Annotated in this window: 12 protein-coding genes; all 12 read right to left on the bottom strand. The window is 42.8% G+C overall.

All coding sequences use genetic code 11. From position 1 onward, the window contains the following. Positions 1-32: 32 nt before the first annotated feature. The 12 genes from EKM76_RS01920 to EKM76_RS01865 all read right to left on the bottom strand — a co-directional run bounded on the left by EKM76_RS01920 (position 33) and on the right by EKM76_RS01865 (position 11,689). Positions 33-749 carry a glycosyltransferase gene (locus EKM76_RS01920; RefSeq protein WP_125548986.1) on the bottom strand — a complete coding sequence of 239 codons (717 nt, stop codon included), beginning with the start codon at positions 747-749 and terminating at the stop codon, positions 33-35. Between the two features lie 41 nt (positions 750-790). Continuing rightward, positions 791-1,570, bottom strand: coding sequence for a glycosyltransferase family 2 protein (locus EKM76_RS01915; RefSeq protein ID WP_125548985.1), 780 nt, complete (start codon positions 1,568-1,570; stop codon positions 791-793). Between the two features lie 226 nt (positions 1,571-1,796). After that, positions 1,797-2,921, bottom strand: coding sequence for a UDP-galactopyranose mutase (gene glf / locus EKM76_RS01910; protein WP_125548984.1), 1,125 nt, complete (start codon positions 2,919-2,921; stop codon positions 1,797-1,799). Positions 2,922-3,063: 142 nt separating this feature from the next. Next, positions 3,064-4,140 carry an EpsG family protein gene (locus EKM76_RS01905; RefSeq protein ID WP_125548983.1) on the bottom strand — a complete coding sequence of 359 codons (1,077 nt, stop codon included), beginning with the start codon at positions 4,138-4,140 and terminating at the stop codon, positions 3,064-3,066. Positions 4,141-4,152: 12 nt separating this feature from the next. Further along, on the bottom strand, positions 4,153-4,776 hold the full coding sequence (locus tag EKM76_RS01900) for a YveK family protein (protein WP_125548982.1): 624 nt from the start codon (positions 4,774-4,776) through the stop codon (positions 4,153-4,155). Positions 4,777-4,785: 9 nt separating this feature from the next. Continuing rightward, the gene (locus tag EKM76_RS01895) at positions 4,786-5,988 is read right to left on the bottom strand and encodes a YveK family protein (RefSeq protein WP_125548981.1); all 1,203 of its coding nucleotides are present in this window, start codon (positions 5,986-5,988) and stop codon (positions 4,786-4,788) included. A gap of 32 nt (positions 5,989-6,020) precedes the next feature. After that, positions 6,021-6,866 (bottom strand): dTDP-4-dehydrorhamnose reductase, encoded by an 846-nt coding sequence (gene rfbD, locus EKM76_RS01890; protein ID WP_125548980.1) that lies wholly within the window; start codon positions 6,864-6,866, stop codon positions 6,021-6,023. A gap of 98 nt (positions 6,867-6,964) precedes the next feature. Next, a complete protein-coding gene (gene rfbB / locus EKM76_RS01885; protein WP_125548979.1) occupies positions 6,965-7,948 on the bottom strand; it encodes a dTDP-glucose 4,6-dehydratase in 984 nt (327 codons plus the stop codon). Beyond that, a complete protein-coding gene (rfbC, locus tag EKM76_RS01880) occupies positions 7,949-8,515 on the bottom strand; it encodes a dTDP-4-dehydrorhamnose 3,5-epimerase (protein ID WP_125548978.1) in 567 nt (188 codons plus the stop codon). A 144-nt stretch (positions 8,516-8,659) separates the two neighbouring features. Beyond that, a complete protein-coding gene (rfbA, locus tag EKM76_RS01875) occupies positions 8,660-9,544 on the bottom strand; it encodes a glucose-1-phosphate thymidylyltransferase RfbA (protein ID WP_125548977.1) in 885 nt (294 codons plus the stop codon). Positions 9,545-9,952: 408 nt separating this feature from the next. Further along, the gene (locus EKM76_RS01870) at positions 9,953-10,789 is read right to left on the bottom strand and encodes a glycosyltransferase (RefSeq protein ID WP_125548976.1); all 837 of its coding nucleotides are present in this window, start codon (positions 10,787-10,789) and stop codon (positions 9,953-9,955) included. Then, on the bottom strand, positions 10,790-11,689 hold the full coding sequence (locus EKM76_RS01865; RefSeq protein WP_125548975.1) for a glycosyltransferase family 2 protein: 900 nt from the start codon (positions 11,687-11,689) through the stop codon (positions 10,790-10,792). It lies immediately after the preceding gene. Positions 11,690-11,715: the final 26 nt, after the last annotated feature.

Genomic DNA, 11,715 nt, shown 5'->3' with positions numbered 1-11,715 from the left:
GATAGTTTAGCATTTTTGTTCCCTAGTTGCGACTATTTACGGGATAATTGTCGATAAGCGCACCACATTCGCCAGCGGCCTTGCAACATCTCAGTAAAGCGCCGCCGCTGCATACCAGTTACGTTATCACCGTGGCGAACGTAGGCCATCAACGGTTGCGGTAGCACCGCCATTTTCATATGTTCATGCCGGGCCACTAAGAAAAGCCACTGATCATGCATTTCGATTCGTTCCGGAAATGGTAGCGCGCGCTGCAATAGTCGCTGACTGACCGCCATCATTGCGCCAGTATAGCCATTCTTCAGTAAATTACTACCTACCGTTTGCGGTAACTGGTTATGATTGTATTGATTCCATGAAGCGGCGATCTGTTGCTCATCTTGATCAACAACAACGCCATCATGAACGATCAAATCAGCCTTTTGCTGTTGAAAAGCAGTAACGACTTGTGCAACCTTATCGTCAAACCAAACGTCATCTTGATCGGCTAAAAAAACAAGTTCGCCTTGCGCTTGTTTTAGCGCGCGGGCAAAACTTTTGATTGGGCCCTGATTTTGTGAATTGATCAATAGCCGCACCTGAACTGAACTATTGCTGACTAAGTCTTTGATCATCGCCACCGTTTGATCTGTTGAATGATCATCGACGATCACCACTTCATCCTGAGCGGATAACTGCATCAAAATCGACTGTAGCTGTCGGGCCACTGTTTGAGCGCCATTATAAGTTGCCATACAAACTGAAAGCATTGCGCACCTCTCCTTCAATTAAGGTAGTTTAAGCCACCAAGCTAGAAAAACCGCCAACCCCATTTATTAAAATAACGGTACATTGAGGTCAGAAATAACTTAAAACCACGGCTGCTTTTGTGCGAATCGCGGGCATAGTAATGGATCACTGGCGCGTCGGGCAGGTAAAAAATCTGGCCGCCAGCTTGATTGATCCGCATACACAAGTCGTTGTCCTCAAAATACATAAAGAAACGCTCGTCAAAGCCGCCGATCTGCCGCAAGATACTGGTTCGTAAAAACATGAAGGCCCCAGAACCAAAACGAATCTGCTGCCGCTCATCGCTAAGATCACGACATTCATAACGTGCAATTCGCTTAGCAAATAAGCGTTTAACAAAATTGAAGCGGACAAAGCGCAATAAATAGTCGAACACATCTAACTTATAGCGGATCAAATATTGAACTTGCCCATCAGGATCAGTAATTTTCGGCGTGATCATACTAACCGCCGGCTGTGAAGCAAGATAATCATACATGGTCACGAAACTAGTGCGATCAATTAAAATATCCGGATTACAGCAGACAAAATAATCAGTTTTACTTTGGACTAAATTAACATTATGGCCGTAACCAAAGCCGTGATTATCATCAGCTGCAGTAATAATTACTTGTTCGGATGCCAACGCTTGCAGTTTTTCAACATAAGCCGGTGCCGAATGATTATCAAAAATCCGCAACGTCACTGGATAATGCGCCAATACCTCTGATTTAAAACGCGCGACTGCTTCAAAAATATGCGCGCTATTATAGGTTACAATACTAACCGTTACTGGTGCCATTCACTTCACCTCCCAGCTTCAAAATAAGGGCCAAAAAGCAACCGAGTGCCCTTTAGCCCTTTGTTAAATTTAGAAAATTTCACAGTAACGACCTACGCCGCATTAAAATCCTAGCACTCCACTAAAATAGTTTCCTGCAATAGTTATTCACTAAACATATTTTGAAACTATTTTTTTCAAGTCAGAACTAAACGTGGCCGAAAAGCTAAACGCCCGTTTAGACCGACTAGTCTTCTGCCCCAAATTCGCGGGTAACAACTTTTTGCGCGGCTTCGATCACTTGATCCATGTTGTAGTATTTATACTGACCTAAGCGACCACCGAAAATGACATTAGGCTGAGTTGTCGCTAGTTCACGATACTGTTTGAATAGCCCGTTATTGCGCTTATCGTTAACTGGATAATAAGGCTCATCACCACGTTGCCAATTTTCCGGATATTCGCGAGTAATGATGGTTTTATTTTTATCACCTTTACCGAATTCAAAATGCTTATGCTCAATGATTCGTGTATAAGGCGTTTCAGCATCGGTGTAATTGACCACCGCGTTGCCTTGATAATTATCGACATCTAATTCTTCTTCTTCAAAACGTAGGCCACGGTATTCCAGCTCGCCAAGTTGGTAATTAAAGAATTGATCGATCATCCCAGTGAACACCACGCGCGGATAATCCGCCAAATAGCTGTCTTTATTGGCAAAGAAATCTTGATTCAATTCAACGTCGATCAAAGGATCTGCTAATAACTTTTCAACGATCTGGGTATAGCCACCAATGGGGATGCCTTGGTAAGTGTCATTGAAATAGTTGTTGTCATAAATATAACGCACTGGTAACCGGCGAATAATAAACGCTGGTAATTCAGTTGCTTTCCGACCCCATTGTTTTTCAGTATAACCCTTGATCAGTTTCTCGTAAATATCAGTACCGATCAACGAGATTGCCTGCTCTTCCAAGTTTTCTGGCTTTTTATCGCCTAAAACTTTGCGCTGTTCGTCAATTTTAGCCTTGGCTTCAGCCGGTGTGATCACGCCCCACATTTTATTGAATGTGTTCATGTTAAACGGCATGTTATACAACTCGCCCTTATAGTTGGCTACTGGTTCGTTGGTATAACGATTAAATTCAGCAAATTGTTGAACAAAATCCCAAGTTTTTTTAATACTAGTGTGGAAAATATGTGCGCCAAATTTGTGCACTTGGATACCAGCTTGTTCTTCTGTGTAAATATGACCGGAAATGTGATCGTCCTTCTCGATCACTTTGACCCGCTTGCCGCGTTTAGCAGCTTCATAAGCGAAAGTGGCGCCAAATAAGCCAGCACCAACAACTAAATAATCATAATCTTTCATATTAACTTCCTTTCGGTTAAACCTAGCACTTGTTAAGTAGCGATTTTTAATTAATTGAACTTCATTTCGATATTAGCGTGTGTCATCGTAAACTGATCAGCACATACCGTGCAATAAGTATTTTAGCATAAGCAATCCTATTTTAGCCACCCAAGAGCCAGTTAGCGGTAAACGCCGGTATGATCGTATCATGTAGTAACGGCACTATTTCAAAATAGACCACCGCCAAAAAATAGATCCCGAAGGCACCACTATACAACCAGCGTAAATAATGACGGCGCGGCAATGCGTCAAGTGTCGTCAGAAAAGCAACCACCGTAAAGGGAATCACATTCCGTAACGCGCGGGCAAACGAAAATTCATAGGTATACATGGGCATGGTCAAAACACCAACGACGATAAACGTGAACGTTAACCAAATAATTTGTCGTTGGCGTGGCGTTAATAGCTGACGCTCCGTTAAGTAACGATAGCTGAAGTAAGTGAAAGCCAAATCAAACATACTGAATAACCAAAATGGTAAATAACCGAGCCGGACTTTTTGCACAAAATAAAGTGATAAATGGCTAAGATGCAAATGACCCAGTAATTGTAGCAATCCTTGCGCCAATTGCGGTACCATCACCACAACTGATAATAGAAAGACAACACTAAGCAAACTAATTTTCCATAAATTATGCTCATCAAAATAGTACAACGGAATGACTAATAAATATAAAACGCCTAGTACTTGAAAGCTAGCACCCAATAATACAAAAAGTGTAAATAGCGCTAAATTACGGTATGTTTTTTCCAACAAAAAATGGCTGGCGTACACTAAGAGCGCCATCATCATAAAGTTACGTAGCTGAATAACATCCAAGAAAAACGGATAACAGAAATAAAGTGCCATAAAGCCAGCTGTATGCGGTGTTAACTTTTGAATTCCCCGATATAAAATGATCAAGAAAATCGCCGCTAAAACTAGCCGAAATTGCTGATAATCGAATCCTAATAATGCGCCGATTCGGGTCAGCACACGATAACCAGGCTCGCCATACGGGATATGTGCGTTATAGAGCCACTGATAAGTAAAAAAATCAGCGTTATTTGTGTTGGCGCCCATCAAAACGATCATGCAGGCCAAAAACAGCCACTCAAACCAGCGGTGTTTGCGCTGGCGGAAACTGGCTACAAGATTCATCAGGTAAGTGATCGTTGTCGTTGCTAATAAATACACGCTATCCCAACCTTACTTTGCTGCCGAACGACGCTGCCACAGCTCACGTACAAAAATCCAGAGAAAGCCGAGCAACATACCTGCAAACATAAATTTCAACATAATTTCACTCCTTGAGATCGTCGTTATCTGGCGGTCTGCGCTGGTTGCGCGCACTAATACCTGACTATTTTGTAACTGGTAGCGCTTAGTAAATTGTTGTACCGCTACTTTGGCTGCAATGTTCGCCCCTTTGATTGCGGTGGTCCGTTTATGGCTGGTTGCGTTGATCTGGATCAAGCCAGAGTTATGTGGCATCTCCACCATAATCGCACCAGGCTGATCAAAGTCAGCAGCCAAATCAGCTTTTTTAAGCGCCCGCCGTACTGCTTTATCCGTTGTCGGTGCTTTGAAATTATCGCTGAATAACTGCGTTAGCTCGCTACCATTGGAGTAACGAACATACTTAGTCGTCCCAATTTGCTGATGACGTACTTTAGTTAAACTGATCAACGCCTGACTGTGATATAGTGGCGCACTTTGCGGATGCCATGTAACACTAACACCAAAACCGAGAACCCCAAAAACAATGGCGTTAAGCACGACCACTTTAAATAAATGAACTAATTGCTTTAACGTTGTACTTGGCTGTGTCATCTAACCACCTCAATTACCAAAATACAAAACGACATTCACTGGCGTTGTTGACTGTGACTGTTGTTGTAACTGATAGGCCGCCTTTTTAGTGGTAACGCCTTGTTGCAGCAACAATAAACGAGCAGCAGCTAAATGCAACGCTAATTGTTGGTTGCCCACAATTTCTGCGCCTGCCGCAACAAAGATGATCCGCTGAAAATCGCCTTTCAATCGTGCTAGGCTACGTTCAAATTCTGCTAGCGTCAACAAAGTTGGTGTAGCTGGTGACTGTGGTAATCGTGCTACTGTACCGCCTTGATAATCCGCCGGCGTGGTCGCTACAGCAAATTGCTGTAACATCGCCGTATCTGTAGCTAGATCAACTAGCAACACACGATCACCAGCAGCTGCATATTGTTGTGCTAAAGCCTGCACAGCCGCCGTTAGCTCTGAACTCGCATTAGGCAATTGTGCAACTAAAATCTGCGCGTGTGGGGTTGCAATATCCAATGTATTACGCACAGTAGCTAATTCAATAGCGGTGGGTTGTTGGGTCAAAATAAGTGGTGTCGCCGCCAAAGTTGACGCCACAAAATAACGGCTACGAATCCGTCGATCTAAAATTTCAACCACACAACCACTGGCTAAGCCTAAAATAATTGCCGCGATCACCAAAATAGCGATCCGTTTTATTGGTAACTTTTGGATGGCTAACACTTGATTAACTCGCGGTTGAGTGACTACCTTGCCACGACCTAGACCCATGATTGGTTTTACATTTTGACTGGCCACTTGAGCGTAAACCTGAGCAATTTGCTTGGCTGTTACTCGCTTGTCCGTGGTCACATTGATCTCAATTAAAGAATTGTTATTATTGGTATGTGCGTCGACCATTTTTTCCAACGCCGACAACGATAATTTAATGCCTTGCTGCGCTAACTTCGTTCTTACTGGTCGCGCGATCAAGTCAGTCCCTACCACGTCAGCAAAAGTCGTCACATACTGCGGATTAACGGTTTGCTCCAAGACCACCTGCTGCTTACTTTCAGGTAAAGTCAATAGAACTTGGCTCGTTGCTGTATATTTAGGCGCTGCTGTTGGTGTCGCACGGCCTAAATGTAAGACAAAGAAACCGCCGACCAGCACTACTAGAGCCACTATAATTTCGATTAATAATCGTCGGTGCAAGACATTACTGATCTCGCGCCAACTAATTTTTTTACTTTCTAACATAGACTCACCTTTTCAAAGTGTTGTTGATTGCACTAAGCATTGATTTCTTGCATGAAAGCCGCTAATGCTTCTTGCCAAGTCGGTAATTTAAAACCAGTTGCCTTAGTTTTACTTAGATCAAGAATTGAATGCCGTGGCCGCCAAGCTTTTTGGGGGTATTCAGCAGAGGTCACCGGACTAACGGTTACCGCCTTATCCTTAAGAATTGCTTGGGCAAACTGATACCAGTTACAACTATTATCATTGGATAGATGGTAGATGCCGTAGTCCAGTTGATGATCCAGCGTAAAGGTCATAAATTCAGCCAAGGTCCGTGTCCATGATGGTCGACCGAATTGATCATTGACCACCGTTAATTGATCGTAAGTTTTAGCCAAATTCAACATGGTGTAGACGAAGTTTTTACCATATTCGCCGTAAACCCATGAGGTGCGAATAATGTAATATTTATCCGCCAACCGTTGCACTGCTTGTTCGCCTTCATATTTGGCGCGACCATACTCATTGCGCGGCGCTGGTTGTGCGTCAACGGTATATTCAGCATCCTGATCCCCCGCAAAAACATAGTCAGTACTAATATAAACCACGATCGCGCCGACTTGGTTAGCAGCCGCCGCAATATTGGCCGTGCCATCAACGTTAACTTTTTGATTGACTGCTTTACCTGGTGCTTCTTCAGCGGCATCAACTGCCGTAAAAGCTGCACAATGATAAACAACTTGTGGCTTGAAATCAGTAAAATAAGCCCTAACTGCTGCTTCGTCAGTAATGTCTAGTTCCTTACTGTCAGTTGCCCGATATTCAGTTTCACGTGCATCTAATAAGTGGCGTAATTCAGTACCAAGCTGCCCATTAGCGCCGGTAATTAAAATTCGCATAATTAACGCTCCTCGCTCTACTTCATTTTATGTACGAAAAAAGCAAGGCAAATGTCCCCGCTAGCGGATGTCGCATGTGTTCCACTTGCCCCGCTCCACTACTTCAATCCAGCGCGCGCCTTCAATGGCTGCCACCAAGCTTCGTTATCTTCGAACCATTTGATGGTTTTCACGATCCCAGTGTCAAACGTATATTCAGGTGCCCAGCCGAGTTCAGTTTCGATTTTCTTCGGATCAATGGCGTACCGCCGATCATGACCTAAACGATCAGCCACATACTTAATCCGTGAATCTGGTAAGTCTAAAGCTTCAATGATCCGATGGACGATCTGGTTGTTGGTCCGTTCGTTATGACCGCCAACGTTATAAACTTCGCCCTTTTTACCTTCGCGGAAAACAAGGTCGATGGCGCGGCAATGATCGGTGACGTATAACCAGTCACGAATATTCTTGCCATCACCATAAATCGGCAAGTCTTTACCTTCCATCCCGTTAGAAACCATCAATGGGATCAACTTTTCTGGAAATTGGTAAGGCCCGTAGTTGTTGGAACAACGGGTGATATTCACGTTTAAGCCATAAGTTTCGTAATAAGCGCGGACGATCATGTCGGCGGACGCTTTACTGGCAGAGTAAGGCGAATTAGGCTGTAGTGGTGAGGTTTCTTCGAAGTAGCCTTCTGCACCTAACGTGCCATAAACTTCGTCCGTCGATACTTGTAGATATTTAGTGATGTTTTCTTTTTTAGCCACGTCTAACAACGCTAGCGTACCTTGGACGTTGGTTTCGATGAACACTTCTGGGTGCAAGATGGAACGATCCACATGAGATTCAGCGGCAAAATTGATAATGCCATCAATTTTGAATTCATGAACTAAATGGGTCACCAACTCACGATTGGTAATATTACCGTGGACAAAGTGATGCCGTGGTTCGTCCTTTAAATCATCTAAATTATGGCTATTGCCCGCATAGGTCAATAAGTCTAAGTTGACGATCGTATCTTCAGGATGAGCAGTCAACATATAATGGACAAAATTAGCGCCGATAAAGCCGGCACCACCGGTAACAAGCAAGTTCATTTATTTTGCCTCCCAAGTAAAGTTCAGTTCTGCGTCCTTCAATTGCGGATGGTGTTGATCCTTTTCAGACAAAACTAAATGATCCAACGGCATTGGCCAAACGACACCAATATCAGGATCGTTATAAGCGATGCCCCGATCCGCTTTTGGTTCGTAGTAGCCGTCAACTTTGTAAGCGACGTTCACATTAGGGGTCAAAGTAACAAAACCGTGAGCAAAACCTTTTGGCACTAACAATTGGCGATGGTTATATTCGCTTAAAATATAGCCTTCCCATTGGCCAAATGTTGGTGAACCCTTACGAACGTCCACCAAAACATCGTAGATCACACCGGTAATTGCCCGCAACAACTTGGTTTGCGCATATGGGGCTAATTGGTAATGTAAGCCGCGTAGCACACCGGGTTCAATTGATAGTGATTGGTTATCTTGGTTAAAGTCATTGTCGATCCCAGCAGCGATAAATTTATTCTTCGTGTAAGTTTCAGTGAAAAAGCCGCGATGATCGCCGAATACATCGGTCTCAACAATGCGGACATCTTGTAAGTTTGTTTTTAATACATTCATTGTTTATCTCCCTATCTTTTGCGGAAACGTGTTTGGAAAAGCAGCTTCCTGCGCCTAGCTACGTAAGCCAAACGCATCAGTACATGCTGCTTATTGTCTTACTAGGCTAGTGCTCAGAAGCTGAACGCTTTTTCAAAACACTCTCTAGCCTAAGTAATCTAGTTGGTCTGTGGCTAAGCGGATCATGTACTGGCCGTACTCGGTTTTCTTTAATGGCTGCGCCAATTCCAATAATTTATCTTTAGTGATATAACCCATCCGGTAGGCGATTTCTTCTAAGCATGCCACTTCAAGGTTTTGGCGGGTTTGGATGGTTTCGATGAAGCTAGACGCTTGCTGCAACGAAGCGTGGGTGCCGGTATCCAACCAAGCAAAACCACGTCCCATTAATTGAACGTCTAATTGACCGCGGCGCAAATATTCCTTATTCACGTCGGTGATCTCCAATTCGCCACGTGGAGAAGGTTTAATGTTCTTAGCGATCTCAACCACTTGATTATCATAGAAATACAAGCCAGTTACCGCGTAGTTACTAGCCGGATGTTCCGGCTTTTCGACGATCGAAATCGCGTGCTGATTTTCATCAAAATCAACAACACCGAAACGTTCTGGATCATTAACGTGATAACCAAAAACCGTTGCGCCCACTTCTTTAGCCGCTGCTTGTTGCAACATTTTGGACAAGCCGCCACCATAGAAAATATTATCACCTAAAATCAAACAAACGGAATCGCCAGCAATAAAGTCTTCAGCCAGAATAAAAGCCTCAGCCAAACCATTGGGCTGTTCTTGGACTTTGTATGAAATATTCAATCCTAATTCATGTCCATCGTCGAATAACTCTTCAAAGCGCGGCGTATCTTTCGGTGTGGAAATAATACAAATGTCCTGAATACCGGCCAACATTAAACTGGACAGCGGATAATAGATCATCGGCTTATCATAGACGGGAATCAATTGTTTTGAAATTGCCCTTGTGACCGGGTACAAACGAGTGCCCGAGCCACCTGCTAGAATGATACCTTTCATTTGGAGGTTCCTCCTACTCAAAATTAGGGATTAATTTCTGTTGCCAGAAATCTTTGTTTTCCTGTACGGATGTCCTTCCTCGCTAAGTTGATAAATCAACAAGTCGGACAGGCTCCTACTCAAAATTAGGGATTAATTTCTGTTGCCAGAAATCTTTGTTTTCCTGTACGGATGCGACTTTCTACTCGGCCGGTTGCGCCAGTAGAAATCGACAGCGGGAAGTACGTTATTACTTAGCTAAAGCGCACTAACAATTTATTCTGGCTGTTAGTGTTGCTAGAAACGAGCGCCAGCGTCCTTCCTCACTAAGTTGATAAATCAACAAGTTGGATAGATTCCTACTCAAAATTAGACCGCGCTAACCTTCAATATTTTACCACAAAATAAGCGTATGCAAAAAAACAGTTCTTATTTCGGTTGATGCCCAAAGATAAATTTTAATAGATAGGCTGCTTTTGGCAAGTCATGTTTGAGTAATAACTGACTGGAAAAACGTAAAATCAAATGATATCGATAATGCAATTCGCTAATTTTTTGATATTGGTGATAATAACGCCATTCCGCAGTAATAATACTCCGGTAACGCGGCATTTTAATTTGTTGTGTATTCATTACTGACAATTCATGCTGTAAAACACTGGATAATACCTGAACAGTCCCCTGATGCTGATCAATTTGATAAAATAACCAATTATCTAAAAAATCTAATTGAAAATCCTGGCTAAAGCCGCCAAGTTGGCTCAAAAAGTCAACTTGGATCATCGCTGCCGAGTTAATTGCTAAAGCATGCTGCTGCTGACCAAGCGCCAAAGGTATAACCTTAAACGGTGACCGAATATCACGTGGTGACATTAAAACACCAGCAGCTTCAATTTGCGGAACAATTGCCTGTTCTACTGCCGATTGCGTTACCTGCTGCCACAATTGATCAATAAAATCCGCAGTTAAGGATGTATCTTGATCCAATAGCCACAAAAATTGGCTTTTATTTTCCTGGGCTTTTTTTAAACCAAAGTTATAAGCAGTTGCGATACCTAAATTACGTGAATCGTGATGATACTCAAAATCTGGTAACCAGCCTAATTGTTCAGTTGTGTGTGGTTGGGGAGAATTATCATAGAGCACAAAATGAGTTTGTTCCAATAATTTCTGTGTTGTTGGGCCACTACTCTGTGCCAGCGACTGTAACGTTATTGCTGTCTGTAGTTCGGTTTGATAAAAAACAACAACTGCAGTTAATTGCACTCAATTCACCTCATTTGATTTTATTTTTCGAACTTTAGGCTGAAAATGTTTGCCCGCTGACCAGCCACGAATAATAATGCTGATTTTACGCCAACGTTGCGGTTGCTTACTAAACAAGACTTGTAATAGCTTAACAAAATTACGGTAAGATTCCTTAAACACACCTTTGCGGCCATCAGTAACACGTTCTAAATAATACTTATTTCGGAAATAATAATAATAGAGCGGTAATCGACCAGCGTTATCCGTTAAAATATCCGGCTCACGACCGCCTTTAGTTTTGTGGAGAACGTTAGCAGCCAACACCATGTATGCTGGTGCAAAGTGGGTTAAACGCCGAGTAAACTCAATATCATCAAACCAGATAAAGAACTCAGGAATCGACAAACCAACTACAGCTACAGCGGCACGCGGTACCAATAGAGAAACAAATGAACCAGATGCCAGCTGAATTAGACCATTTGCTGATTTAGCCGACCAACTCTTAACTGTTTCAGGTACATTATTAGGTGTTCCATCCATTAATCGCACATTTGAGCTCAGAAAACCAAATTGTCCATTCAACGATTCGGCTGCAGCCACTAATTTAGCCAGTGCGTTGGTATCCGGAATAGTATCATCATCCATTAACCAGACTAAATCGCTGGTTGTATCGTTAAAACCGCGCTGTAGACCAAGTGTAAAACCACCGGAACCACCAAGATTCTTAGATAAATTAACTACTTGTAGCCGTGAATCGGCCAGCCCAGCTAAATAATCTGCAGTTTTATCTGTGCTATTATTATTGATCACTAATAATTTAGTCACTGAATAAGTTTGCGCGAGCACCGCAGCAATACTTTCTTTCAATAAGGTTAGACGATTATAAGTCACAATCACTGCGGTCACTTGTGTATTCATTTATTTTCTACCTTTCAAAACTATAT

Origin of the sequence: Loigolactobacillus zhaoyuanensis, assembly GCF_003946385.1 — a bacterium.
Lineage (GTDB): Bacteria > Bacillota > Bacilli > Lactobacillales > Lactobacillaceae > Loigolactobacillus > Loigolactobacillus zhaoyuanensis.
The sequence above is the reverse complement of the archived record's forward strand: the minus strand, read 5'-3'. Positions and strand labels throughout refer to the sequence as shown.